We start from the raw sequence: 26,006 nt of genomic DNA on the forward strand, positions 1-26,006 counted from the left end.
GTCCGCATCTCATGAACTCTCGACCCGCAAATAGTACTTCAGGCATATACAAAGCAAAAATCGGGATGCTAGCTTCCATTTTATTTTTTAGTGGCCTCTATTTAAATTTAATCAAATGGAACCTGTCAGATATTATCTTCGTGTTAAGTTTTGTACTTGCGATTTACATCAGATTTCAAAAAACAAAAAAAATAAGCGCGGGCCTTTTCATTGAAAAACTAGGGCTGGCTAATGTTTGTATTTTAGTTTGGATCGTCGCAAACCTTATTGGCTACTCACAAAATTCACCAATGCAAAAAGACCAATGGGATGATATTTTAAGCTTACGCTGGATCTTGTCCTTTTATTCATTTGTCACACTTGGTAGATACATTTCTTTCAACAACAAAGTAATCGCTAACGGATTCTTCGCACTAACTGTACTTCTCATCTTATCTATTGTCTGGCAGTACTACCACCCAATGGGAGACAATTTATACGGTGGCATTGAGCGTTTACGTGGTTTCTATCATAATCCAAATCACTTCTCACTGGCAATCATCCTACCGTTGGCATTCATCCTAGCCTGGGAGGTCGTCAACATCACTTCTGAAAGAACTTTCAATAAGAAAAATATTTTTACAATACTCATTTTTTCTTTAGTTACCTATGGAACATTTACTCGCAGTGCTTGGATTGGCGTGGCCGCAACTCTTTTCGCCCTCTTTGTTTTAATCAAAAATAGTAAATTCAAGCTGAGCCTCTTGACACTTCCCTTTTTATTCTTGATCTTTTTCTTATTTAATATTTTTAGCTTTAAAGAAAGACTGATGTACTCATTCCAAATTGAGAAGGGCAACTCCTCCGCTCTTCGCCTACAAATTTGGAATGTAAATTGGAACATTTTTAAAGACCACCCATTTTTCGGGGTTGGTTTTTATGAGAATGTTCGTCTAGTTCCTGAATACTATACAAAGCTTGGGTTAAGTGGTGAAACCTTCGTTTCACATGCACACAACCAGTTTCTACAAATTTTGGCTGGCAGTGGATTAGTTGGCTTCATCGCTTATTGTTCCGCATTTACTCTCGGAATAGCTCTGTTTTTCAAATCATACAAATCATCGAGGGATCTAACCGATCGAAAGGTCGCACTTGGGGGGCTTTTGGTACTTATCGCCTATCTTGCAAGCGGCCTAACGGAATGTCCGATGATGCTTCATGAATCCAGAGCCTACTTACTGCTGTTTGTTGGTATGTGCACCGGGTATACTTTGGAAATACAGCACTCTTTTAAGGTAAAATAGTTGCTTTGGTAGTGAATACTTCTAAACTACCTTCTTTCATCTCCATCGAGAGACTAATAGCGGCTCTCAGTTGCTCACAAAAGAGCCCTTCTGAACTAAACCTGACGTTCGGTTGACCTGGCCCACCAATTAGCCTTACGATGATCTTGCAGATGAAAACACAGCATTTAGTTTTTCTAACAGAGCATCTATCATATGGCGGAGCTGAGGTCGTTCTTGTCGAATATCTTCAGGGCATTGACTTGTCAAAGTACGATGCTACTCTGGTCATTCGCGATGACTTGGGTGACAAGAACTTTCTTTTAAGTTCAATTCCCACTGGCATTCAAGTTATTCATCTTTTCGGTGCCGAGGAAGTGAGTCAAAAAATTCACGTGACCTCTTCGTTTCGGAAACTTCTGGTCGCTCGGTTGAAAGACATATTAGCAAAAATCGATGCCCCTAAAATCATTATCGACTTCTCGCCCGTCCTAGACAAGGTTACATCCAAATTTAAAAATGAAAACGTCATTCTTTGGATGCATGGCGATAAGTCTCATATGGGGTTCATGGAGCGCACAAAGTATTTGCTGAGAATTCGTCACTACAAAAGGATAGTGGTCCTTTGCGAAGAAATGAGGGAACAAATGGAGTCTCTTTTTCCTTCATTGAAAAGGAAACTTTATATCATTCCTAATCCCTTTAATTTCGACAGAATTAGAACTGGTGCCAACGACATAAATATTTCAGCGACAGATCAAGAACTGATGAAGAATAATTATGTAGTCTCAGTCGCACGACTAGTACCAGGTAAAGATTTTCAAACCGTCATCAGAGCCGCAAAGATACTCAAGGATAGAGGAATTAAATATACTCATTACATTATTGGCGATGGTAATTTAAAAAATGAACTGCAATCTTTAATAGACACTTTCAATCTAAATGACACTATTCATCTTTTAGGTGCACGAAAAAACCCATATCCATGGATTAAAAATTCGCTATTCTTTGTACACTCCGCCCACCGAGAAGGATTCGGCTTGGTTATTGTCGAAGCAATGAGCTTGGGAAAGGCAGTAATTGCCAGCCGATGCCCTGTGGGTCCTGCCGAAATTCTTGGAAATGGAGCTTATGGAAAAATATATCCAATGCAAGATTCGATTGCATTGGCAGATCTTATTGAAGAATTTCTGGCAAATCCCGCTGAAGTGGTAGCTTTTAAAGAAAAGTCACTTCAAAGAGCGAATGACTTCTCAATTCAAAATATTTTGCCAAAGCTTTATAAGCTACTTGAAGAGTTCGAATAGCTATGGTGGATATAAAATCTGTAAAGTCGCGTCTTCCCGAACTAGATATTCTTAGAGTCATAGCGGCAGTCTTCGTTTTGCTATATCATTTCACATTCAGAGAGCCTCTAATCCATCATATCCCTCCGGGAACTTTTCCTAGTTTGGATATATTCACGCGCTACGGATTCCTTGGTGTTCAACTTTTTTTCATCATTAGCGGCTTTGTCATCCTAATGTCTGCGGAAAAAAGATCGGCTAAGACATTCATAGCATCCAGAGCTAAACGTATTTGCCCTGCCTTGTGGATCTCTTGCACATTAACTTTTACTTTAACTTTGCTTTTCGGTGCTCCAATTTACCACCCGACCTGGTCTCAATATTTTATAAACATGACCTTACTTTCGGACATTCTTAGGGAATACCCGATTGATGGCGCCTATTGGTCCATTTTTGTTGAGATTAAGTTCTACCTTTTTATATTTTTGGTTCTGATTTTTAAAGGAATCAAAAAAATTGAACTGATTTATTTCATTTGGATCTTGGCCGTAACTTTCTTTACTATCTTGCCTGGTGACCAAGACAAGAACCTAAACTTCCTATTGGGAAGTTATGCACCTTATTTTGCCATGGGATCGATCTTCTATCTCTGGTGGCAAAATCGACTTTCAAAAATTTCTTATGCTACTTTTTTGATCGCCTATATTTTGACCATTCTCGAAGGCAATCATCAGATTTCGATCTTAAATGAGAACTTACACCAAGCCTATTACTCAGCTTGGATCTACAATCTTACGATAGCAGCCTTTCTGGCCATATTCTTCTTGATTTTACGTGGCCCTATTCAGGTCAAGGAAAATCAAATTACTCTTAAGTTGGGACTTCTTACATATCCTCTCTATCTTGTTCACCAGTATATTGGCGTAATAATCATGAAAGGCATTGGGTACTCGACTAGCGAGACTCTTTCAGTCCTGATTGCCACAACCCTCGTAATAGGAATCGCTTACTTGGTCTTGTCCGTTGAAACATTACTTACTAGGAAGTTCTGGCCTATATAGCAATGCCGTTATTCTAAAATACTAAAATCCATCTTTTAACATCTCAATAACACCAAAACACGTCGGATGAGCACCATCTTCCCAGTATCGTGGACTTCCATCATCATTCGGAATCCCACCAACATAGTTCAGCACCTTAACCCGACCGTCAGCAAGAGCCTTTGTACGCTCCACCCACTTGTTTTGATTTTGTTCGGTCATAGGATTCTCGTTTTTTGCCCTAGCAACAAGTTGAGGATGAAAGGGCGCCAGATTGATAATCACATCAATCCCTTTCGCACTAAGATCACGAATTTCATTTTCAAAAATGTTCCAATAAATTGGATTTTGCTCATCTGCCCAAAAGTTCCCAAAGATTGCATAAGACTCACTGATTTTCTTCTGCATCATCTCTGGAGGCGTCGGCCCAACAAATCCTGGCTCTTGGCAGTGACGATAGTCAATACTATCACCCGAACCTTCCTTGTTGAAGGTTTCAGAGTATGATTTGCCAGACATTTCAATACCAGCCTCTAGCGTGCGATGATCGATCAAGCCTTGGAGCTGCTCCAGAAGAATCCCGTGCCCGACTCCGCTTCTATCCATTCCAGAATACTTTCGTAAGATTGGCGTCAAACGAGTTTTGATATCTGTCGTTCTGGTGGTGAGTTCAAAGTAATCTGCCATCCAAATGACTTTTTTAATTTTGGGATTCTGCTCTAAAGCAATATTCAACAAAGCCACTTTCAGAAAGACGTCAGATCCACCCTGAGAAAGGTTGATAGTCTTTAGGCCCGTGACACTCTCCACCCAATGCGGAGGCACGCGCTCGCCTCGGGATGAACCCACTACAATCACTTCCGCATCTGGATTCGCCACCGCTGTTTGTGCGGATCGATAGTAAACGTTCTGCGTTTTTCTATTCAAATCCACTTTATCACAGCGGTAGTAACACATCGGATCTACCGTAAAATTAAACAAGGCAACCAGCCCCAAGAAAAAGGTCAGGGATGCAAAGATCAGAAATATATACTGTGTGGTTTTGTTTTTTACTTTTAGCATTGTCGCAGCCCTTTAGAATTGGAAATAAAGAAACGGCGACTCTTCGCCCATATAGGTCAAACACAACGCAAGCAAAAAGCCTAAAAGCAGTGCTCGTCGTTTGCTTGGCTTGAATGAAAACTGCCACGTATTTTTCATTAACAGAGCAGCCAGCAACCCTACAGCCAAAGCCACAAAGAAACGGTCTTTGTTTCTAGCCATAATAAACGTCAAATCGAAGCTGTGTTGGCTGGTCATGAACAAGGCCTTACGAATCCACATCAGAGCGGTGCTGACACTGGGAGCTCTAAAAAACACCCAACCAATATTGATCAATATGAAGGTCATCGCCCAACTCAAAGCTGGCACACGTTTTAAGCTCACGCCTAAATTTTTAAAGAAGCGCTCAATCAACAACAGGACACCATGGAAACATCCCCAAACAAGATAAGTCCAATTAGCCCCATGCCACAACCCACCAATCGCCATCGTCAAAAACAAATTGCGATAAGTCTTCACCGACCCTTGGCGATTCCCCCCCAAGGAAATGTATAGATAATCACGCAACCAAGAAGACAACGAAATATGCCAACGCTGCCAGAACTCGGTGATCGAACGAGACTTATACGGCGAATTGAAGTTCTGCGGGAAATCGATGTTCATCATCAATCCAAGCCCCACTGCCATGTCAGAATATCCGCTAAAATCGAAATACAACTGAACCGTATAACCCAACATTGCAAGCAAGGCTTCGAGGTTTGAGGTCATACTCATACTGTTCACCAAAGGGTCGACAACCAAGGCAATACGATCTGCGATCAGCATCTTTTTAGAAAGACCGAAGATAAAGAAATACATCCCACGCCAGAAGTTGTCTGAATGAAAAACATAAGTCTTAGCGTCTTCCAACTGCGGAACGATGTTGTTATGCCGAACCAACGGGCCCGAAATCTGATGCGGGAACAAAGTCACGTAACCGGCGAATTCAAGAAGATTCGCATGAGCATCCGAAGCCTTACGATAGACGTCGATCACATAAGACATCGACTGGAAGGTATAAAACGAAATCCCGATCGGCAGAATCAGATGAGTATAGGGTAACGGAGCGCCCTGCCCAGCCATGGTGAAAAGACCATTGATGGATTCCGCAAAGAAATTGAAGTACTTAAAAAATCCCAAAATGCTGAGATTGCAAATCATCGAAGTCAGCAGAAGTATTTTGCGCGCACGTTGAGTTTGGGCTCGGTAAATACTGCGCGCAATATAGAAGTCGAGGATCACTGTGAAAAGCAGCAAGAAGACGTAGGTGGTGCTCCAATAGCAATAGAAAAATAAACTCGCTAAAAGCAGGAACCAAAGCTGTAATTGCTTTTTTGAGATCAGGTAGTAGCCCAACAAGGTGATAGGCAAAAACAGGAAAATAAAGGAGTACGAATTAAATAACATTACAGATACCTAAATGATTCCAGCAAGGCTGTCTAGTGCTGTGCCTCTCGATAGAATGCAACGCAACGCCAGCGCAAAAAGTAACAACTTATAGTTTACTCTTCCAAAGAGGTGAACTGGACAGAGGCGAACTGGATATTTCTTTAGTCTTCAGACTAGCTATCCAAGACCTTGGCCAATCAAATGCTCGTTTTTCAGGCAGCGACCTGATTGGTGGCATATAATACTAATATTATGCGTCGAATAAGAGCCATCTTTATTTTTTCTCTCATCCCATTTACAAACAACTCTCGACAATTTTTTTCGACCACTTTTTACGCCTTTTAATTGGATAGGAAGCTGCTGCTTATGACATTCTTAAAATCTTCTTTCTCCTATCTGCTGAAGCTTTCCCTGGTCGGTATGGCTTTGCGCTTCTGTGTGGCACTTTACATCGGCCTTTGGAGTCTTTCTTCCCCTTCAAGCATTTTCGAGACCCTTCAGCCATTCTGGTACGGCTGGCATTTTGACTTAGCCATGGCGGCCTTCTTGTACTTTCTGCTTTATGGAAGTTTGGTCCTTTTTAACTACAGCAAAGGCAAATTCAAAACCTTCAATGGTTTGTTGTTCTTTTTGTATGTGCTGTTTGTAGTGGCAGACGCTTTGTACATGAAGGAGTCAGGGCGCCATATCTCGTATGAAGTGTATAATCTGGTCACCATTGAGTCTTCTTTGGGTGGCTTGCTGATGAAGTACTGGCTTCCGGTGCTTTTGGTATTTATTGGAACAGCACTTGCGCGCAGTTTCGTGAAGGCGGGCTATGCCCCGGTTAAAAATATCTTCCTGCGAGTTCCTGCATTCCTATTTGTTACAGCGATCAGCCTTGTGTTCTGCCGCGGCTTCGATGGGATTCCTCAAGATCCTTCATGGGCATATAAAGCAGGTGGTGGATCAACGGGAGCTTCTTTGGCTTTGAATGGTTCGTATGGGATTGTCTGGGCGATCTTCTCTGGAAAGAAATCCAGCAAAGAAAACATCACAGTTCCTAGCGAAGTTCCGACTGCGCAAATTTTTGAGAAATGGAAATCACTTCGTGGAATCAACAACCCGAGCGGAAACTTCGATGGGAACATCGTTATCGTCTTCCTGGAAGGCTGGTCAGGGATTCTGACGGACATGAGTGAGGATGGCAAACCCTTGCTCCCCTTCTTCAATCAACTTCAGCAGACGTCTTTACGTCCTGAACTGATGCTAGCCGGGGGACATCGCACCTCTGAAGGCCTATTTGCATCTCTATGTGGACTGCCTAATCCTTTGGGCAAAAGTATTATGTTCAGCGAGATTGAGAACAAAGACTTCACTTGCTTGCCGCAACTTTTAGGCAAAAAAGGTTATAGCTCAGCGTTCTTCCAAGGATCTGATCAAAACACCAGTGGCGTGGGCTTGCTGACTTTGAAAACAGGATTTCAAAACTCTTATGGGAAGAAAGAAATTCCAGACTGGGAAAACTTAGACAGAAACACTTGGGGCGTCTTCGACCATGATCTTTATAAGTTTGCTCAAAGCAAAATGGATCAAATGCAAGAGCCTATGTTGATCGGTATCAATACCAATTCGACTCATGACAATGTTCTTCCGAAGGGTGTGAATACCGAGCTCAAAAAACTTGCAGAGTTTAAACACTTTCATTACGCGGATTCAGAGTTGGCGGATTTCTATCAGTCACTCACCAAGCGCAAATGGAAGAAGGATTGGGTGTTGGTGTTGATTGCGGATCACACAACTTATGCCAATAGTTTCTTTGAACACTATTATCTGCCTTTCTTGATGAAGTATCATTCCGTCAGTGGAAACTCCCCTGCCAAGCCTTTCAAAGAAGAATTGGTTTCAGGTGTGTTCCATCAAAATGACGTCGCGACAACTTTGGCAGACCTCACTGGCACAAAGGCTCCCACTTTCTTGGGCCGCTCTTTGCTGCACCCTGAAAAGTACAGCGAAGGTGCCAGCATCTTCCACTTGGGGGAATCTGCGTGGTTTGAGGGTCCTTGGTCGGTGGTTTCTAACATCCGCAAGTACGGCGAAAAGAAATGTTATCGCTGGAAAGAGGACAAAACTTTTGCCCATGCCCTGCCGTGTCCTGATACCGCCGAGCAAATGTACCTTAACAGCTTGAGCTTCGTTAAAGAATCGCAGGAGTATTTGTTTAAATAGATCCAACAGAGAACTGGAACGCTTTTTTTCGATAGCAAAAAACTGACTGATGTTTGTTGGCATGTTTCATAGTCATTAAGCGTTTTTTGATACAATTCCATCCTTAAGTGAAAAACAACTAATACAGGTTTTTCAGCGAGGATGGATAAAATTAAGTACAATTTTAGCCTCAACCAAAAAAATCAACAAAACTTTTTCATCTTTGGGACTGCCCTAGCTGTCGTCTTTTTCCTTTTATCCTTATGGCATCGTTGGATCCACATTGATGACGCGTGGCTTGGCGAGCAAGTGTACTGGCTGATTCATGATGGACATGTTCGATCGGAACTTTTTCATGGATTTATGGGGCATGAAGAGAAGCTCTTTGTTTGGCATAAACTCTATATCTGGCAAGGCGCTTTAATTAGTAAACTTTTTGGTTTCAATATCTATTATTTAAAGTCACTCAGCCTGGCCTATCTCGGCCTTATTATATTTACATTTAGAAAGATATTTAACTTCTACAAACTGGAAGGCTATCTTTGGCATCTTGGACTTCTGCTCCTTTTTACCTCCTGCTGGGTTTTTGAGTTGGGTTTTACCTTTCGTCCCGATTTAGCTGTGACGTCATTTGGATTATTGTCTTTTTACTGTCTCAAAATCGCCAAAGAAGAGGGCGCCCGTTTTGCACTGCTTGCTGGGATTCTTGCAGGTTTAGCAACGGCAAGCCATCTTAACGGAATTCTTATGATCGGCTCCGGAATTGTTTTACTGATATGGCGTAAAGATTTCCGTGGCACACTGATATTTGCGGCGAGTGCTGGTTTGCTGTCTCTGTTTTACCTTCATGATATACACTCCTTAGCGGAGTTACACACTTTCTGGTTACAATTTAAAAATGACCCCAGTATCAACCGTGAATTCAGCGGTCCTCTTCACTATCTATGGAAATTAATAGACGAACAAAGGCGGTACCTGCACAGTCCAATGGAAATCGCTTACACCTTGCTGCTTACGGTATTGGTATTACCGAATGCAAAATTGCTTTTCAAAAAGGATTCCGAACTGGTCATATATGTTCTGACTCTCTGCCTGCTTTTAGCTCTGATTTCCCATGGGAAAACCTCAAAATATCTTATTTACGCTCAACCTTTTTTCTTTTTAGCGATCTTAATTTCTTGGCCAAAAAGAATTCCGCTTTGGAAAGTTCCATTCATTTTGATTTGCTTAGGGACTGCAACCTATCTCAACATCAAGACCTATATTCTGCCAAATCGCGACGAAATAGCTTCTTTTGAACAACTAGCTTCGATTCTTCCTGAAAACACAAAAATCGTTGCCCCCTTAGATTTTATCTTTAACCAAATTGAACGTTTTGAGCAAATTCAAGGAATTCAGGTCTATGAGTTTTTTGTTTTGGAAGGCCGCATGAAGCAAGATGCCCCTTCATTTTTTTCAATGGCAGCGAAGTTTAACCGCGACTACATTGTGCTAAATGCAGCCGCCATGACGTTTTTCGAAATTAAGGAGAAAAACTATCCACCGTATGAATTTTTAAAAAGAGAACACCATTTGGGCTACTCTATCTTTATCAACACTTTATCCGCATCTAATAGCTCAGATACAAACAAACCGTGAGCTTACATAGAGTAATATTCTTGGTACCAATGTGCCGCCGCCACTGCTGCTTGCTCTGAGGAGTAATGCATTCTCCAACCTATATTGCCTTCAATTTTACTATTATCCAGCCCCCCGTGAACGGATCTCCCTGGGGATTCTGCAATATTGACCATAGGCTTTCCCTGGAATGCATTTACGAATGCCTGCTTAATAACCTTTACAGTCGCCATGCTTTCAACTCCGGATCCAACATTCCATGGTCCTACAGCTTTGGGGCCTTTCTCGATTAAAGACTGCCCCAACAACATCAAACCGCTTACTGCATCATCAATATGCATCCAAGATCTCAATGAATCAGGGTTTCGCAATGGAAGGTCTACCCCAGCTTGGCAAGACTGCGCCAGTTGATAGATCAAGCTATCTGGAGCGAAGTCCCCGCCACCAATCACAGCGCCCATGCGAGCTGTCGCTATTGCGATCTTGTGCTTGTTGTATTTTTCTGGAGCAAAGACGCCTTGAAGATAAGATTCAACAATGAGTTCGGTGCAGGCCTTTGAAGTTGCCGCAGGTTCGTTGCCACCGAGCGGATCTGTTTCTTTGAACGAACTTGCCCCGACTTCTTTTCGATAAACTTTGTCAGAAGATAGAATTACAACAGCGCGCACAGAGGCCGTTTCCTTCAGCGCTTCAAGGAGGTGGATCGTTCCCATAACTTGCGTGGAGTACACATCAGGAATGCGGCTCCAGGAGTCTTTAAGACCTCCACCGCCGGCTAAGTGAAAAACGACTTCTGCTTGTGCGAACTCCAAAGCGGACTTTAAGGATTGTGCGTCGCGAATATCTGAAAACGTCGAGGTCATGCTTTGACTGACGTTACCTACATCAAAAAAATTGGGACTTGTTGTTGGCGGCAAGGCATAACCAAAAACCTGGGCTCCTGCTTTTTGCAGAGTCAGCGCGAGCCAACTGCCGCGAAAGCTCGTATGACCCGTGATGAACACTCTTTTGCCGCTCCAGAATTCTTGATTCATTTTTTCTTCCAAGCCATATCTGGCTTCATTTTTCGCTTCACGCAATCTTTAAGGTACAAGTTAATTAATGTTTGATAGGGAATCTCAGTCTCGTCCGCTAGCATTTGAAAATAGCTCATAACATCATCATCAAGACGAATAGTCATGCGGGTCTTAAGCTTCTTGGCATAAGGATTCTTTTTGGCGGCAGAAAAATCATACTCTTTTCTCATAGCTACCTCACGTAGTACTGATTCCGAGACTATCATGTCCTCCCGTCTTTGTACATACAACATATGCACAAACACAAATAAGGCTTAACTATTCAAAAACTGGGGGCATTTTATTTACGCATTCAACTTACTTAACGAAAAAACCCTTACGAAGTGCGGATTTCCGACGCCGTAAGGGTTAAAATGTTCATGATTTCGAAATTATCTTTAGTGCTTGTTTAGAAGACTTTCTTCAACACCCTGACCGCGATGCGCAGGGTTCACCCAATGAGCAAGAACTTTTCCCTCATAGAGCCAATAGAAGCCCACTGGATCCGTACCATGAATCGCTACACGAAGCTGACCACTGCCTTCAGTGGCTTTCATTTTCAATAGCGTTTGCGAGATTGAAGCTTTGTTCAAAGTTCCTGCACTTGCCGTTGGAATGCAAAATTCCTCGTACATGCGTGCAAGCAATGAAAGCTCGACAAGGTTGTAAAGACTTTCGCGAATAAAATATTTGTCTGTATCGATTGATGGCATCTCCTGAGTTTAGGAGTGCCATCCCAGTGGGTCAAGCTATCCAGATTTGCTAGACATAGGCCTATCTAAGCTTAGAGCGCATTGCTCGAAATGCTGCGGGCCTTATTTTGAGCTGGCACCCCTACCATCTCTGCCAGAATATCGGCAAAGATCGATGCGTGCTCGGTGTGAGTCAAGTACTCTGCCGGGACATCAGCGTAGTAGAAGCGATTCTTTGCACGCACGACATAGGGAATGACTTCGCGGGACTGATCACTGCGAATTTCCGCTAAAATCTCAAATTTCAAAGAATTCACTGCCAACAGCTCGACTTGTTTCCGGGCCATCGACCGCTTTTTGTAGCTTTGTCCTTTGTAGATGATCTCACTCCCTAAAGAAGGATGCGGCAAAGCAAAGCCTATATAGCGCAGACCGAAGACTCGTTCAAACTGGTCTCCTAATTGCCAAATATTATATCCCAACCAGGCAACGTTCTTGGAGGTCTTCACATAGTCATCAGTAAACGCACGCGGAACCAGGCTTTCTTCCTTCGAACCGATATAAATCGTTGCCTGACACTTCTCAATATCACCGCGTTCGTACTGGTCGATAGATTTCACATATTGAGTGTAGTCTGGAAAACCCTGCAAGTATTTAAGAACGCCCCGGGCTTCTTTTTTGGAGTCATGAAAAATCTGAATGCACTTTTCACTTTGCTGCGCAGCGAGCTCTCGAGAAATAACATGAACTGCCCCCCAACTTAAAGAGGTCACACTGCCTGCTATGAAAATTAAGTTTATAAGTTTCATTGGGATTGCGCCTCCACCGCAGGGATTGCTGTTGCTGGAACTACTTCCAACGCACCAAAATGAGCTGGGATTTGATGATCAGTCTTTACCCAGACAGGTCTTGTTCCCGTTCGAATACTCTCTTTGAAAGTCATGTGAGCGCGATAAGAAGCCATCACATTCACCGCGTTTGCGACAAACCAGCGTGGCAACACCATGACTGATTGTGCAAGACCGTTCACTCGATAAACCGCACGCATTCTTTGCAGAAGACGGATGAGCATTCCCGCTGTGTTTAGTAAGACTAGAGCTTGCAAGATAGGATTCTTGAAGGCCGCTGACACGCTGTGAGACGACAAATAGATCCCCAAGAAGCCCACAAAAACTATCGTCGCAAGCAGCACCAAAATACTGCAAGCAGGACCCTTGCGATCGCGCAGCAAGAAGTAGCGATCCACCCAAGATCCACTCCATTGAATGTTTTGAGATCCTTGATAGGCGATACCTAAAGTCCAACGGGATTTCTGACGAACACTGGCCATGAATTTCGATGGGAAATATTCTCGAGTCGCGACAAATTCTTTGGTGCCATCTGCGCTTTCAATTTGAGTACATACAAACTGACTCTTAAAACCCATGGGCTTCGCCATGATTCCTAAGTGATAGTCTTCAGTTAAAGTGTCTTCCTTCAGGAAGCGCCCCTCTTGCTGAAGCATCATGCCAACGACCAAATCGCGCGACATGCAAGTTCCAACTCCCGCGGATGGGATCGCAGCCCCCAGATCCTGGCGAACTAAAAGATCTTTGGTGTGAGACTCACTGAACTCATCAATATAGACACCACCAACTAAAGACAACTTCGGCACATCAAATGAAAATACAGGAATTTGAATAAAGTGCGCCTCTTGACTGTAAAAGTTCATCAAGGTCAGCGAATGCGGGTGCAAGACGTCTTCAGAATCCTGCATCAAGAAAAGATCGTAACGTTTCTTGCTAGCTTCCTCAGAGGCCAGCACCTGCCTGGCAATTTCATTCAGCATTTGCCCTTTAGAGGTCGGGCCCGGCAAAGAGTTTACGACGACGACCACTTTATTGGGATAGAGCTTTTCAAGTCTACTTACTTCCTCCCAGGTGGCCGTGTCGTTTGGATAAACTCCTAAAAAAAATGTATAGCGTTCATAGTCTAGACCTCGGATATTTCCGCGGATCATAGGCCCCAGAATTTCCGCCTCTTTCCAGTTGGCGATCATAATGGCAATTTGCTTTTGGGAATTGCGCTTCATCCTGCCCAACACTGACAGATTGATGACTCGAGGTTTTAAGTTTCGCACAAAGGCCACGGCATCAATGAACAGATCATCCAGTGTAAAAATCGAAGTTGCGACCACCACCAGATAAGTAAATCCAACGAATAGCTCTTCAAATCCCAAACTCATTTCCATTAGAAAACTCCCCCGACAACAAGAAGACCTTCAACATCACCTTGTGTGACTTTGCGATTCACAGGGTGATAGACAAGAGCGGCCACATTCCAACTTCCGCGAAGCCACTGACTGCGAAGACCGAAGCGGGCCTCCGTCATAGACGGACCCAAATCAGGACTTCGACTTTCGCGTGAGTAAAATTCGGCGTAAGGATCAAGATTCACGCTGGCTGTGGGCTTAAAGCGATAACCTTGCTTTATCCAGCCCGTCGAAACCGGCGTAGCATCTAACCTTGGAACATAGGCTACTTCACCATAGGCTTCGGTGAATACTTGTTGCGTTGGCCAGTGCCAGAAATCACCGGCACTCAAAATGACTCGGGGATCCCACTGAGTCGTGTTACTTTCACGCTTATCATTGATGACAGTTCTGACGCCGGCCTGCAGTTGTAAGAAAATGCGTTTAAACAAATTGCCTTGAATGCCAACATAGGGAGTCACGGCATTATCAAAGTACTTCTGTTTTGCTCCAGAAGATTGATATTGAAGATTCGCACCTGCGTAGGCATCAAGTCCCAAAGTCTCGCTTAAGTGCAAGGGCTGGTAGTAGCGAACTCTCGTGTCGGTGACAAGATTGTACTGTTCGTAGTAGCTGCTTTCAGAATAGAGTTCTTCGTAACTTTTCTTCGAAGAACTTAAAAAATCTGAACTTGTCGTACCCACTTCACTTGCCGCAAAACAAGAGGAAGCTGCAGACAATATCAGCGCAAGAAATGCGACCTGCTTGAATAAGTGGTTTTTCTGCATTAGCCCCTCCCCTTTGTTCGGAGAGGAGACGTTAAAGGAGGGGCTGGATGATGAGGAGTTAAACTCCTGTAAACATATTAAAGTTGCCAAAGAGTAATCTGCTTAATATCTTAAATTGATGAAAACAATTCTTGTCGTATTTGGGACGCGCCCTGAAGCCATCAAGCTAGCTCCGTTCATTCTTCGTGCAAAAGAAGATAAACGATTTCATGTTGTTGTAGGTTCAACCGGCCAACATCGTGAAATGCTTAAACCACTTCTAAACTTCTTTGATATCACGCCGGACTTCGACTTAGACTTGATGAAACCTGGACAGAGCTTAGTTGATATTTCCATGGGTGTAATGAAGGGATTGAACGACTACTTGTTAAATCACAAAGTAGATGGAATCGTTGTACAGGGAGACACTTCAAGTTGTTTTATAGCCAGCCTTGTAGCGTTCTACCATCGTATTCCCGTAATCCATGTGGAAGCGGGCCTTCGTTCAGGAGATATCTACTCCCCTTATCCCGAAGAATTTAATCGCAAGGCAACGGGCTTGGTTGCAAAGTTTCACTTTGCCCCCACCGAGACTTCGAAACAAAATCTTTTGCATGAACACTATAGTCCAGAAAGCATCTTTGTGACCGGCAATACTGGAATTGATGCTCTTTTTGAGGTGAATAAACGACTTACAGCATCGACTCTGGGAGAGCAATTTACACAGAAGTATTCTTTTTTAAATCCTAAAAAGAAACTCATTCTTGTGACTGTGCATCGCCGGGAATCCTTCGGAAAACCGATGGAAGAAGTTATGAAAGGCCTTGTTGCTCTTTCTAAACGTGAGGACGTCGAGCTACTCATCCCTCTCCATATGAACCCCCAAGTACGTGCCTCTGCCGAAAAGATTTTTGGAGATGCTGCTTGCTGGATCGACAAAGGACAATCCGTACAGCCTGGACAAAGCAAAATTTGGCTTTGCGAACCCATCGACTATGTACCGTTCGTGTATTTAATGAACCAAGCTCATTTGATCATCACAGATTCTGGTGGGATTCAGGAAGAAGCTCCTTCACTAGGAAAGCCAATTCTTGTGGCTCGCGAGAAAACAGAACGCCCGGAGGCTATTCTCGCGGGAACATCCAAGTTAATTCCTTTGGAGCATTTGGCTTTTTTAAAAACAGCTGAAGAGGTTCTGGATACTCCTGAAATTTATAACAAGATGTCGCATGCTAAAAACCCATTCGGCGATGGCAAATCTTGTGAACGTATTTTAAATGTCCTCGCAGAACAGCTTTGAGGCGTTTTCCTCTCTGTCTATGATATGTTGCATCTCCTTAAGCTCCCCTCGGTTTGACATATGTTAACCCGAGGAGGACACTATCCCCATGGACGGCGAAAAGATTCTTATCCAAGCAAATGTCAGCGATGAACGACGCAGTGATGGCTTCGTTTATATTGAAACTTTCAATCAAACACAAAAAATGCAAGTGGCTCTTCGTAAGTTGGCTTTGTTCTGGGGTCTTGCGATCTTATCGATTCTAATCCCCGTCTTTCACTTTGTCTTGGTTCCGCTATTTTTTGCTTTAGGATTTTTCTTCGCTCACAGAGGATATAAATCTGAAGGTCAGGTTTTAAGTGGCTCAACCACCTGCCCCCATTGTCACACCGAAGTTGTAGTTCGGAAAGCAGAACTCAACTGGCCTATCACTGAAATCTGCCAAGGCTGCGCACGAGTGGTGCGCATTGAAAAAGCTTAATACCAACTAATGCGACGAGCCTCAAAAAGGTACGGCGTACCTTTTAGCCGAAGCGGCCGGTGATGTAGTTTTCGGTTTTGGGGTCGCGAGGGTTGGTGAAGACTTGGTCGCTGGCGCCGAATTCGACAAGGTCGCCTAGGTACATGAAGGCGGTGTAGTCAGACACGCGGGCTGCTTGATGCAGACTGTGTGTGACAATGGCGATGGTGACGTCTTTGCGAAGTTCCTGGATGAGTTCTTCGATGTGACGTGTGGAGATCGGATCCAAGGCTGAGGTTGGTTCATCGAGCAAAAGGATCTCAGGCTCAGTTGCTAGAGCGCGAGCAATACACAGACGTTGCTGTTGACCACCAGACAGAGCTGTTGCTGGAGAGCTTAAACGATCCTTCACTTCTTCCCAAAGTCCGGCTTGTTGCAAAGATTTTTCGACACGTTCTTCGATGAAACTTTTCTTTTTTACGCCGCGAACTTTCAATCCGTAGGCAACGTTTTCATAGATACTTTTTGGGAAGGGGTTTGGTTTTTGGAAAACCATTCCGATACGCATGCGCACTTCCATCGGATCAATTTCTTTACCCAGAATATTGATGCCACCTGGATGAAGCAGGATCTCCCCGTCATAATTAGCATTGGCATAAAGATCATGCATGCGATTAAAACAACGAAGCAAAGTTGTTTTGCCGCAACCTGAAGGGCCAATTAAGGCAGTCACGCGGTTTTCGTGAATAGGCAACGTCACGCCATTCAATACGCGTTTTTCTCCGTAAGAGAATTTCAAATTTTTCACTTCTGCACGAACTGTCAATTCCATACTACCACTTCATCTTTTTACGGAAACGAGAGCGCAAGTAAATCGCTCCGCCATTCATAATCAAAGTCATACACAAAAGCACCACACCCGTCGCTGCCGCGTTCACATGGAACTCAGCCTGAGGACGTGATAGCCAATTGAACATCTGAATCGGCATTACGGTGAATGGATCCATGAGCCACTGAAAACTAACAAAAGGAACATGCCCCGTAATCGGCGGCGTGGGCAAAAAGGCAATGAAAGTCAAAGCCCCGATTGTGATCAAAGGAGCGGTCTCTCCGATAGCACGGGACAATGAGATGATCACTCCCGTCAGAATTCCGCCTGTGGAGTATGGCAAAATATGATAGCGGATAGTCTGCCATTTGCTCGCACCCATCGCATAGCTGGCTTCTCTGATAATATTTGGAATCGAACGAATGGCTTCGCGCGTGGTTACGATAATAATCGGCAAGACCAAAAGCCCCAAGGTCAAACCGGCAGTGAGGATACTTTGCCCCAGTTTAAATTGATAAACAAAAAGACCCAATGCCATCAAACCGTAAGTGATGGACGGAATCCCTGCGAGATTAATAATATTAAGCTCAATCAGTTGCGACACCCAGTTTTTCTTCGCGTACTCTTCCAGATAAACGCCAGCAGCAATTCCCAAGGGGATCGCACAGAAAGCTGTCGTCATCATAATACAGAAGGACCCCACCCACGCTGACAAGATCCCCGCTTTTTGAGGGAAGCGCGACGGGAAATTAGTGAAGAAGGCCCAATCAATGCGAGGCACACCGGTCATCGCCAGATCCACGATCAAAGCCAGCAAGGTCAACAAAGCAAACATCAAAGACATCAGCCCCATCATCGCAAAGATAAAATCCCATCTTTGGCGTCCTTTGATATTCGCTAGAAGCTCTTCCCGAGTTTCCATCTATTCCTTCTCCTGAAACTTTTTGCGTAGCCACAGGCCGATAATATTAAAACACAAAGTGAGAATCAAAAGGCTTAAGCCCGCGACATAGATTGACCTAAAACCGATCGAACCGTGAGGCAAGTCACCAAGACTGACCTGCACGATGAACGCGGTGATCGTCGCAGCTGGCTCTGTGGGATTCAAAGTCAAATTCGGCTGCATCCCTGCGGCAATGGCCACAACCATCGTTTCACCAAAGGCACGAGAAATCCCCAACACATAAGCGGAAGTAATTCCTGAAAATGCCGCCGGGATCACCACGCGGAAAGCCGTTTGCATGCGTGAAGCCCCCACTGCGAACGAAGCCTCGCGCAAATGCCCTGGCACAGATCGCATGGCATCTTCGCTTAAACTGCTCACGTAAGGAATGATCATCACACCCATCACCAAGCCCGCACTTAAAACGTTAAATCCTCCCAAAGAAGGAATCACCTTTTGCAACAGAGGCGTGACAAAGAGCAAAGCAAAGTAACCGTAAACAACTGTAGGAACTGCTGCGAGCATTTCCAGAATCGGCTTTAAAACTTCGCGCACTCCGGGACGAACGTATTCGCTCAAGAAAGCTGCCGCAATCGTCCCCAATGGAATGGCCACGATCAAAGCGATCATTGTCGTCAAGAAAGTTCCGTTGATTAAAGGCAAGATCCCATAATGGGCGTTTTCAAATAGCGGAGTCCATTCGGTGTCAGTGAGGAACTCTTTCAAGGTCACGGTCTCGAAGAACGGAATACTCTCCATCACCAAGATTCCGACGATTCCAACAGTCACCAAAACAGAAGAGGCTGCGGCAAGAAAAAGAATGAATTCGATCACACGTTCTTTCAAACGGCGCATACGACGAACCGGATGGTCCGCCGAAGTGAATTCGGAAAGTTTACGAAGTTGATTTTTTTTACTCACGACACCCACGTGTAAGAATAGTTGAACTGAAACATTATAGCGAACCCTCGCGGTTCAAAAGCTCATCCAACTTCAGACCAATTTCAGAATGACCGCCAAACACGGTCCCCAGCTTTTTACCCTGCACGCGAGAAAGCCCCATTTCATAGGCTTTTGCTGGCAAGGGAACATACTTCACTTCAGGAACAATTCGCGGCGCTTCCTTCAAATAATATTTCACGAACTGCGCCACCCACTGTTTATTCAAAGAAGCTTCATTCACGTAAATAAAGATCGGTCGTGACAAAGGAAAATACACGCCCGTTTCCACAGTCTCACGGCTTGGCAAAACAGGTTCAGACTTTTTCGGAGATTTTTCTCCGCCAATCAAACCTAAGACTTTCAGTTTACTTTTGTTTTCTTCGTAATAAGAAAGCGGAATATATGCCAAGGCCCACTTGTCCTGAGTCACACCGGCCACAGTCACATTGTGATCTTGGCTGGCGGTATAGTCGCCTCGAGAGGAGTGCGCTTTCCCAACAACGGCTTCAGTAAAATAATCAAAAGTGCCTGAGTCTGATCCGGGGCCATAAAGATTCAAACGTTCTTGGGGCCATGCCGGATTGACGTCACTCCATTTTTTGATCTTCCCTTGGGCATCAGGTGACCAGATCTTCTTGAGTTCCGGAATTGAGATCTGTTGAATCCAAGTGTTCTTGGTGCTGACGACGATAGCAGCTGCGTCAAAAGCAATGGGGATTTCGATAAATTTAACGCCTTTGGCGCGGCAGGCTTCCAGCTCTTTTTGCTGAATAGGACGAGAGGCATCCTGAATGTCGGTTTCCCCACGGCAGAATTTCTTAAATCCACCGCCTGTGCCGGAAACTCCAACGGTCACACGAACTTTTCCGCGCACCATAGTCTGAAAGTCCTCTGCCATGGCTTCAGTGATTGGGAAGACTGTGCTGGAGCCATCAATGCGGATCACAGGCACTTGAGCCTGTGCTTGCGTCAATAGGACTGACGCCATGATGGTTTTAATCAACAATGTTACTCCAGCTAAACTCAAGCACACCTCTACAGACTAAAGACTAGCATCACCACGCAACGGTGTAATGTTAAGGTTTTATTATGATTTAGCCATTTCGCGTTAGAGCAGATTTCGAGTAAACTAAATCTCGATGACCAACACGACCTTTAAAGATCAAACCAATCTGCTTGAAAAAATCAATCGTGCTATTCCCAATAGCATCTACATCTTCGACGTCGTCGAGCAGAGCATGGTGTGGTTCAACGAACGCGTGCAGGCAATGTATGGTTATTCGGTCGAAGAAGTTCGCGCCATGGGCCCTGATTACTGGGCGCAAACCATGCACCCGGACGACATCCCCTACTTGGCAGAGAGTCTTGCCAAAGTTCTAAGCCTCAAAGACGGCGAAGTGATTGAGCTTGAATACAGATTTAAGGATCAAAAAGGCGAATATCATTGGCTCAGCGACCGCGTCACTGTTTTCACTCGTGATACCGAGGGCAAGGTCCTTTCACTTCTTGGGGTCGCAACTGATATTGATGATCGCAAAGCCTATGAAGAGACCTTGAAGAAAACCATTGAGAAACTCAATATGTCATTAGGTGCGGCAAACATGGGCACTTGGGAATGGGATGTTCTGCAAGAGTCGGCTCGCTGGGATGCGCGCATGTACCAAATTCATAGCGGTGAATCCAATATGGAAGCCAATGCCCTCGCAGAGTTTAGAAAGCGAATTCATAAAGAAGATGCCGAGATTGTCCAACAGCGCTTCGACGAAGCCGTCCGACTCAAGCAAGACGTCTATCTCACCTACCGTGTCACTTGGGACAATGGCGAGATTCATCACGTCCGCTGCTATGGAAGATTCTTAAGCCCCGGGCAAGATTCAAGAATCTACGGCGTCTGTTGGGACTCCACAGAAGAGATTCAAACGGAACGACAAATTGAAGAGGCCCGTGCCAAGTTAATTGCCAATACCAAGATGGCGGCACTGGGGGAAATGTCTGGCGGTATCGCCCATGAGATCAACAATCCTTTAACGGTCATCCAAGCGCGCGCCTTCCAGCTGACACAGATGGTGGAGAGCGGCCGTCCTGACACTGAAAAGATCAAACAAGCTGCCGAAAGTATCAGTCGCACCGCAGATAAAATTGCAAAGATCGTCAAGTCGTTGAGATCTTTCTCTCGCGAAGGTTCCAATGACCCTTTTGATATCGTCAGCGTTAAAGAGATCATCTCTGAAACTTTAGAGTTTTGTCGCACTCGATTTTACAATCATGGCGTCGATATCGTCGTGGAAGAAGTTGACGAAGAACTTGAGATCGAATGCCGTTTGGTGCAAATCGAGCAAGTTCTATTGAATCTTCTCAATAATTCTTTTGATGCGATTCAAGAGCTGGAAGAAAAATGGATTCAAGTCAAAGTGGAAGCTCAAGATGAATATATCGACATCAAAGTGATCGACTCTGGAATTGGAATTTCCGAGGAAGAAGCAGAGAAAATCATGCTACCCTTCTTCACAACCAAGGAAGTTGGCAAGGGTACAGGTTTGGGCCTGAGTATTTCATCGGGCATCGTGAAGAGTCACAATGGAGAACTCTTTTTGGAGCCGCGAACAAAAAACACCACTTTCGTGATCCGTGTCCCCCGCCTTCAGCAAAATCCAGAATAAGCAAAAGCTGTCACGTTCTCCGCAAAAGGTGCCAGGCACCTTTTGCTTCACTCGGCGCAGTAATTTACTGACATTTAGAACAGAGACCGAAGAAATCGAGGCGATGGGACACTTGTTTGTAGCCCATTCCTTCGACCATTTTGATGTGCGCAGCAAGGTCGCAAATATGCAAAGGTTCAACACGCTGACATTGACGACAGATAACGTGATGATGGTGATGACCTGACTCTAGCGTCAGTTCGAAGCGCGCAACCCCATCCCCGAATTCAAGGCGGGAAACCAATTCTGCTTCTTCGAATTTTTTAAGAATGCGATAGATCGTAACCAGATCCATACCGTCAGCTTTGGAATCAATTTTTTTGAAAATTTCATCCGCTGAAATAGGCTCCGGATGATGAAGAAGGATCTTCAGCATTTGCATGCGCTGCTGGGTGAGTTTCATCCCCGCTTTACGAACTCGCTCATTGAGGGAGTCGATATCAATATTTTTGCGCTCGTGGTTACATTTGCTCACAAAGAGGTCATACCCTATCTAGAATGGAAAATCCACCCCAGCTATTTGAAAAAGACTAAGATTTACCCTGCACCAAGCCTCGGCGGCGACTCAGTTCATTTAAACCGTAATAGGTGTAACTGAGAGCAGAAAAGACCGGCACGATAAAGATCGCCAGGGGGATATAAGAGCACAATCCCAGCAACATGCCCATCCCGTAAAGTCTGTGAGACTCTTCCTTTTCGATCTGACGGCGTTCTTCCTGGCTGGCATAGTCCTGAAGAACATCATAAAGGAACACTTTCTTATTCAACCAAGAAGTCAAAATCAACGGCACCAGCAATTGGAAGCCCGGCAAAAACCACAAAGGCAAAGTCACAAAAAAAGCGACCACGAACACTCCTGTCGCGAATAGAGTGTTCCAAAGACTTCCAACAATGGAGCCCCCGCGCTTTTTTTCCAGATGTTTGAAGTCGGCCTCCGCGACCCACTTGAGAGCAATCGGTAAAACAAAAATCGAGGTGAAAATCACCGCCGTCAGATAGGCCATTGGAATAAACAGCAACACCAAGGCGATCATTGCAACGAAGCCCGCGATCTCATGAAAACCAATCAGATTCTCCAACCAATTCATCGGACCAAAGGTGTGGAGGAAATTTGTAAGTCCAAGACTCCAGCCTTCCCAGCTTGCGAAGAATATGAAAAAAATCACCCCCACCGCAAACATGGGCGGTATAATGACCAACAAGAACATGCGCAGACTGAGGAGTGACTCAAAGGATTGTCGAAGTGCTTCAAGAATTTTGCTCATTTCTAGATATTTGACCTTCCTCTCTACAGAAGCAAGTGCTTCAATAGGCTCATCATGCCAAAAATCATTCATCTCTTCCGCCACGGACAAACTGACTGGAACAATATTCAACGTCTTCAGGGGCACACTGACATTCCTCTCAATGACGAGGGACGCAAACAAGCGCAAAGTCTTCAGGATTTTTTTGTTAAGAATCCAGTGGAGGTGATTTTGACCAGTGATTTAAGCCGCGCCCAAGAAACGGCGCAAATTGCCAACCAAAAACTGGCGGCACCTTATCTGATTTCACCTGATTTTCGCGAAGTGAAATTAGGCGAGATCGAGGGACTGACTTACGAGCAAGTTCTAAGTCAGCACGGCGAGGAAAAATGGAAGCGTTGGCAATCTGTGAATCCGGCCCACTTTGACTTCGCCTTCAAGGACGGAGAAACAGGATTTCAGGCTCTAGCGAGATTTACTTCAGCCTTGGAAAAATTCTGTCGAGAAGAGTCTTTCACTACAGCAGGGCTTTGTACACACGGCCTGATGATGAGACGTTTCTTGCACAAATTAAGACCCACCCTTACCGAGCCTCTTCCCGTCCCCAACTGCTCGGTTTTCACCGTGCAGTGGAGTGAAGAAAAAGGCTTTATTTTTTAAAGATCATAGCGAGTAAGATCGAGATAACCAAAATTCACCGGGTTGGTGTCGCGATAGACCTTATTCAGCTCATCGTAGTGCACCCAGAATTTTGGATTTTGTCTGCGCACGCCGTAACCATCAACAAGAGCTTGATATTCTTTGTCGGACTTGATTCCCGAAATCTTATCGACAAACTTCTTAAGATCTTTTCCATTCACAGTGAAGATCATATTCGGATAAGAAGCCCAATACCCCTCTCGGAAAGTCAAAGTGTCCTCCTGGGGAGCCATACGCAAAGATTCTCCAGTGATCCACGAAATATTTTCGTGCTCTTTATTGTGAATCAAAGAATACACTTTCGTTCCGGTTTTCCCTTTCACCATCACATAGGCGACATCCGGGAAGAACTGCGCAAATGGCTTGCTACTAGCCGGGACCGAAGCAATACGGCGGAATTCAGCATCATAACCCGTGGCTTTAAATTCACCCAGTAGACTTTCGGGAAGCTCTAAATTCTTCCAATTCAAAGCATCCAGAGAACCGCGCACCTTCTCATTCATTCGGTAGAACAATATCTTTTCCACGAATTGTTTTTTTGTCTTATTGGGATCTGTGTAGCGAATTCCTGTGGGCTCACTGAATCCAACTGTTGGGAAGATATAGTTCATTTTCGCAGACGCGAACAACCCTTGATACCAGGCCCTGCGATAAGTAATGCGCTGCTCTGGCGGAAGGAACATCAGGAACAACTCCTCAGCTTCCATACGGATCAAGTCCATATAGTCGCGAGTCAGCAACTGATGACTGACATTTCCGAAGACATCGAAGTTTACGACCAAGTTGTAAACCAAACGCTCCAACAACGGATAATCCAAAACAAAGGCCGTCTTCGAAAGATCGCCAACGGCGCCCTTCATGACCACTGCATTTTGATCATGACGAAATACTGTCAAAACCGCATTCGGATTATTTCCGTCACCATCCCAGATGTCTTTCAAAGAGTAGCCCTCTGGACGGACTTTCTTTAATTCCTCAACGCGAAGCTTGCGATAAGCCTCTCGATAGTCGACCAACTTTTTCAAGAACAGAGGCGTATCCAAGAGCTCAATATCACTCCCCCACATTCCAGGAAGGATCAAAAGATTATTGGCCTTCTTTTCGTAATCTGGAGACAACACCATATTGTCAGCATCAGGACTTAAGAAGAAGGTGTAGAACTGCTCTTGAATAGAGTTTACAGCCTGACTGCCGTTACAAACCGGGCCTTTGATGAAGGTTGCCACTTCGTACTGGGCATCATCCAAAAGAAACTGATAGCGAGCTTTCACCGGAATATCCTTAAAGGCTATAAACGGATTTTCGGCAACGCTGTTTTTGTAGTTGGGAAGTGAACTCACTGTCCAATTGCCAGAGAAAAACAGCTCTTGATAGCGCTTCATCTTCTCAGGGTTCCACTCATAAGGAAGATGGGTCTTCATAACGATCGTGCCCGGGAACTTCTGCAGGCAGTAGAAGACATTTCGAACTCCCGGGTCATCATTGGGTCTGCGAGTTGCAATTTCTTCGACGCCTTTATCGCAGGCGGTGCTAGATCGTACCAATCTAAAGAACTCGCGGGGGCTATTCGGAAAATAGATATGAGCTAAAAAAAGATGTTCGTAAAGATAACGACTTACCAACTTTTGGCGTAAATCATCGCGGTTGAAGAACCCTTCCCACTCACGAACCTGCTTCAAGCTTTCTGACGAGATCGCATGAAACTGTTTTTTAGTTTCGGCAGTGGGGCCCTGCGCCCCATTCTTAACCCAGTTTTCCAAGATGGCCAGATCTTCAGAAGCGATGGGTGGCAATCCATAGGGCATTCCAAGCTCAGGGGCTGTTAGTTCTAATACTTTGAACTCCAACATATTGGCCGCGCAGACTTGAGATTCCGCAACTCCCTTAGAGATCGAAGCGCGTGGCTTAGAAGAACGTAAATTGACCATGCTGAAAAAGAGATCCAGATTCGGCTGATTCGATGTGTGGACGTCAAAGAAACCTTTTTTGCGCCAAGCCTCCGTAGACTTCGCATCGACCCACATGCGCGTAGGCTCCACAGCTTTTAGACGAGATCCATTATAAACATTGAGATTCGAGGCGCCGCGGGCAAAACCATCAAAGTTTTGCAGGTTCAACTGGCAGGGAGCATTAAAACAGCTATGGCAAGAGAGACAGCGATTGTTAAAAATCGGCTGCACTCTTTGAGTGTAAAAATCGAGATTGGGTTCTTGCGCCAGAGCGGGAGCATTGAAGACGCCGGCCATCACAACTGAAATAAAACAGACTGTTAAGATCTTAATAAATTGCATCAAACTGGACTCCCT

General features: G+C 44.7%; 24 protein-coding genes. 9 read left to right on the top strand and 15 right to left on the bottom strand.

The window, feature by feature from the left end; genetic code table 11:
- Positions 1–140: 140 nt before the first annotated feature.
- From NWE73_RS13340 to NWE73_RS13350, 3 genes are all read left to right on the top strand, one after another.
- Positions 141–1,283 carry an O-antigen ligase family protein gene (locus NWE73_RS13340; protein ID WP_277578835.1) on the top strand — a complete coding sequence of 381 codons (1,143 nt, stop codon included), beginning with the start codon at positions 141–143 and terminating at the stop codon, positions 1,281–1,283.
- A gap of 152 nt (positions 1,284–1,435) precedes the next feature.
- The gene (locus tag NWE73_RS13345; protein WP_277578836.1) at positions 1,436–2,569 is read left to right on the top strand and encodes a glycosyltransferase; all 1,134 of its coding nucleotides are present in this window, start codon (positions 1,436–1,438) and stop codon (positions 2,567–2,569) included.
- A 2-nt stretch (positions 2,570–2,571) separates the two neighbouring features.
- The gene (locus tag NWE73_RS13350) at positions 2,572–3,609 is read left to right on the top strand and encodes an acyltransferase family protein (protein ID WP_277578837.1); all 1,038 of its coding nucleotides are present in this window, start codon (positions 2,572–2,574) and stop codon (positions 3,607–3,609) included.
- 21 nt (positions 3,610–3,630) lie between these two features.
- On the opposite strand, the gene NWE73_RS13355 is transcribed toward NWE73_RS13350, so the two are convergent.
- Positions 3,631–4,650: a hypothetical protein gene (locus NWE73_RS13355; RefSeq protein WP_277578838.1), complete on the bottom strand. Its 1,020-nt coding sequence runs from the start codon at positions 4,648–4,650 to the stop codon at positions 3,631–3,633.
- A 12-nt stretch (positions 4,651–4,662) separates the two neighbouring features.
- The gene (locus NWE73_RS13360) at positions 4,663–6,075 is read right to left on the bottom strand and encodes an MBOAT family O-acyltransferase (RefSeq protein WP_277578839.1); all 1,413 of its coding nucleotides are present in this window, start codon (positions 6,073–6,075) and stop codon (positions 4,663–4,665) included.
- A 348-nt stretch (positions 6,076–6,423) separates the two neighbouring features.
- Here NWE73_RS13360 and NWE73_RS13365 point away from each other — a divergent pair, with 348 nt between their 5' ends.
- Positions 6,424–8,265 (top strand): LTA synthase family protein, encoded by a 1,842-nt coding sequence (locus tag NWE73_RS13365; RefSeq protein ID WP_277578840.1) that lies wholly within the window; start codon positions 6,424–6,426, stop codon positions 8,263–8,265.
- Between the two features lie 141 nt (positions 8,266–8,406).
- Positions 8,407–9,882 carry an ArnT family glycosyltransferase gene (locus NWE73_RS13370; protein WP_277578841.1) on the top strand — a complete coding sequence of 492 codons (1,476 nt, stop codon included), beginning with the start codon at positions 8,407–8,409 and terminating at the stop codon, positions 9,880–9,882.
- A gap of 2 nt (positions 9,883–9,884) precedes the next feature.
- On the opposite strand, the gene rfbG is transcribed toward NWE73_RS13370, so the two are convergent.
- From rfbG to NWE73_RS13400, 6 genes are all read right to left on the bottom strand, one after another.
- Positions 9,885–10,895, bottom strand: coding sequence for a CDP-glucose 4,6-dehydratase (rfbG, locus tag NWE73_RS13375; protein WP_277578842.1), 1,011 nt, complete (start codon positions 10,893–10,895; stop codon positions 9,885–9,887).
- Positions 10,892–11,107, bottom strand: a complete 216-nt coding sequence (locus tag NWE73_RS13380) for a BrnA antitoxin family protein (RefSeq protein ID WP_277578843.1) — start codon at positions 11,105–11,107, stop codon at positions 10,892–10,894. Before NWE73_RS13380 ends, rfbG begins: the two co-directional genes overlap by 4 nt.
- Positions 11,108–11,314: 207 nt before the next feature.
- The gene (locus NWE73_RS13385; RefSeq protein ID WP_277578844.1) at positions 11,315–11,629 is read right to left on the bottom strand and encodes a GNAT family protein; all 315 of its coding nucleotides are present in this window, start codon (positions 11,627–11,629) and stop codon (positions 11,315–11,317) included.
- Positions 11,630–11,700: 71 nt separating this feature from the next.
- Positions 11,701–12,417: a hypothetical protein gene (locus NWE73_RS13390; protein ID WP_277578845.1), complete on the bottom strand. Its 717-nt coding sequence runs from the start codon at positions 12,415–12,417 to the stop codon at positions 11,701–11,703.
- Entirely contained in the window at positions 12,414–13,838 is a 1,425-nt protein-coding gene (locus tag NWE73_RS13395; protein ID WP_277578846.1) for a glycosyltransferase, read from the bottom strand. The genes NWE73_RS13390 and NWE73_RS13395 overlap by 4 nt, the downstream gene beginning before the upstream one ends.
- A complete protein-coding gene (locus NWE73_RS13400) occupies positions 13,838–14,626 on the bottom strand; it encodes a hypothetical protein (protein ID WP_277578847.1) in 789 nt (262 codons plus the stop codon). Before NWE73_RS13400 ends, NWE73_RS13395 begins: the two co-directional genes overlap by 1 nt.
- Positions 14,627–14,744: 118 nt before the next feature.
- On the opposite strand from NWE73_RS13400, the gene wecB reads away from it, so the two are divergent.
- Together wecB and NWE73_RS13410 are read left to right on the top strand one after the other, a co-directional pair.
- The gene (gene wecB, locus NWE73_RS13405) at positions 14,745–15,905 is read left to right on the top strand and encodes a non-hydrolyzing UDP-N-acetylglucosamine 2-epimerase (protein ID WP_277578848.1); all 1,161 of its coding nucleotides are present in this window, start codon (positions 14,745–14,747) and stop codon (positions 15,903–15,905) included.
- 88 nt (positions 15,906–15,993) lie between these two features.
- Positions 15,994–16,365 carry a hypothetical protein gene (locus tag NWE73_RS13410; RefSeq protein ID WP_277578849.1) on the top strand — a complete coding sequence of 124 codons (372 nt, stop codon included), beginning with the start codon at positions 15,994–15,996 and terminating at the stop codon, positions 16,363–16,365.
- A 43-nt stretch (positions 16,366–16,408) separates the two neighbouring features.
- Here NWE73_RS13410 and pstB read toward each other — a convergent pair whose 3' ends face one another.
- The 4 genes from pstB to NWE73_RS13430 form a co-directional block, all read right to left on the bottom strand.
- Entirely contained in the window at positions 16,409–17,176 is a 768-nt protein-coding gene (gene pstB / locus NWE73_RS13415; protein ID WP_277578850.1) for a phosphate ABC transporter ATP-binding protein PstB, read from the bottom strand.
- Position 17,177: 1 nt separating this feature from the next.
- Positions 17,178–18,095: a phosphate ABC transporter permease PstA gene (gene pstA, locus NWE73_RS13420; RefSeq protein WP_277578851.1), complete on the bottom strand. Its 918-nt coding sequence runs from the start codon at positions 18,093–18,095 to the stop codon at positions 17,178–17,180.
- Entirely contained in the window at positions 18,096–18,971 is an 876-nt protein-coding gene (gene pstC / locus NWE73_RS13425) for a phosphate ABC transporter permease subunit PstC (RefSeq protein ID WP_407652960.1), read from the bottom strand.
- Between the two features lie 100 nt (positions 18,972–19,071).
- Entirely contained in the window at positions 19,072–20,046 is a 975-nt protein-coding gene (locus NWE73_RS13430; protein WP_407652961.1) for a PstS family phosphate ABC transporter substrate-binding protein, read from the bottom strand.
- A 151-nt stretch (positions 20,047–20,197) separates the two neighbouring features.
- Here NWE73_RS13430 and NWE73_RS13435 point away from each other — a divergent pair, with 151 nt between their 5' ends.
- On the top strand, positions 20,198–21,718 hold the full coding sequence (locus tag NWE73_RS13435) for a PAS domain-containing sensor histidine kinase (RefSeq protein WP_277578854.1): 1,521 nt from the start codon (positions 20,198–20,200) through the stop codon (positions 21,716–21,718).
- A gap of 64 nt (positions 21,719–21,782) precedes the next feature.
- On the opposite strand, the gene NWE73_RS13440 is transcribed toward NWE73_RS13435, so the two are convergent.
- Both NWE73_RS13440 and NWE73_RS13445 read right to left on the bottom strand, forming a co-directional pair.
- A complete protein-coding gene (locus tag NWE73_RS13440; RefSeq protein WP_277578855.1) occupies positions 21,783–22,232 on the bottom strand; it encodes a Fur family transcriptional regulator in 450 nt (149 codons plus the stop codon).
- A gap of 55 nt (positions 22,233–22,287) precedes the next feature.
- Entirely contained in the window at positions 22,288–23,094 is an 807-nt protein-coding gene (locus NWE73_RS13445; RefSeq protein ID WP_277578856.1) for an EI24 domain-containing protein, read from the bottom strand.
- Here NWE73_RS13445 and NWE73_RS13450 point away from each other — a divergent pair.
- Entirely contained in the window at positions 23,077–23,661 is a 585-nt protein-coding gene (locus NWE73_RS13450) for a histidine phosphatase family protein (RefSeq protein WP_277578857.1), read from the top strand. The genes NWE73_RS13445 and NWE73_RS13450 overlap by 18 nt on opposite strands.
- Here the strand turns inward: NWE73_RS13450 and NWE73_RS13455 are convergent.
- Positions 23,658–25,991, bottom strand: coding sequence for a fatty acid cis/trans isomerase (locus NWE73_RS13455; protein WP_277578858.1), 2,334 nt, complete (start codon positions 25,989–25,991; stop codon positions 23,658–23,660). The two genes, NWE73_RS13450 and NWE73_RS13455, sit on opposite strands and share 4 nt — an antisense overlap.
- Positions 25,992–26,006 lie beyond the last annotated feature (15 nt).

It is taken from the genome of Bdellovibrio svalbardensis (genome assembly GCF_029531655.1).
Lineage (GTDB): Bacteria > Bdellovibrionota > Bdellovibrionia > Bdellovibrionales > Bdellovibrionaceae > Bdellovibrio > Bdellovibrio svalbardensis.